The organism is Actinotalea sp. JY-7885, from assembly GCF_014525465.1.
Lineage (GTDB): Bacteria > Actinomycetota > Actinomycetes > Actinomycetales > Cellulomonadaceae > Actinotalea.
Map to the genome: position 1 here is coordinate 1 of NZ_JACEXH010000349.1, position 650 is coordinate 650.

Annotated in this window: 1 protein-coding gene; it reads left to right on the top strand. The window is 78.9% G+C overall.

The features are described 5' to 3' along the window. On the top strand, nucleotides 1–650 hold a 650-nt coding region (locus IDM29_RS16915; RefSeq protein ID WP_188037865.1), incomplete at both ends, for an oxygenase MpaB family protein.

A 650-nucleotide genomic window follows, 5' to 3' on the forward strand; every position in this document is an offset into this window, starting at 1 on the left:
CGGGTCGCCGGGCCGGACCCGGCGCAGGCGCGGGCGCGGGTCCACGCCGCGCCCGGGCCGCGGTGGTTCGACCCCGACAGTCCCATCGGGCGGGTCCACGGGGACGCGTCGATGTTCGTCGGCGGCATCCGCGCGCTGCTGCTGCAGTCGCTGCACCCGCGCGCCATGGCGGCCGTCGCGGCGCACTCGGGCTACCGCGGCGACCCCTGGGGCCGGCTTCAGCGCACGGCGACCTTCCTGGCCACGACGACCTTCGGCCCGGCCGAGGACGCCGCGCGGGCGGTCGCGATCGTGCGTGCCGTGCACGCCCGCGTCAGCGGCACCACCTCGCAGGGGGAGCCCTACGAGGCGTCCGACCCGCACCTGGTCCGGTGGGTGCACCTGGCCGAGGTCGACAGCTTCCTGCTCGCCCACCAGCGCCTCGGGGCGCGACCCCTGAGCGACGAGGAGTGCGACGAGTACGTCGCGCAGGTGGCCGTCGTCGGGCACGCGCTCGGGGCGGCGCCGCTGCCGACGACGCTCGCCGGGCTCCACGAGGCGCTCGGCGCGTACCGGCCCGAGCTGCGGGGGACCACCGAGGCGCGCGAGGCCGCCGCCTTCCTGCTCCGCACGCCGCCGCTGCCGGCGCCGGCCCGCCCCGTGTACGGGCT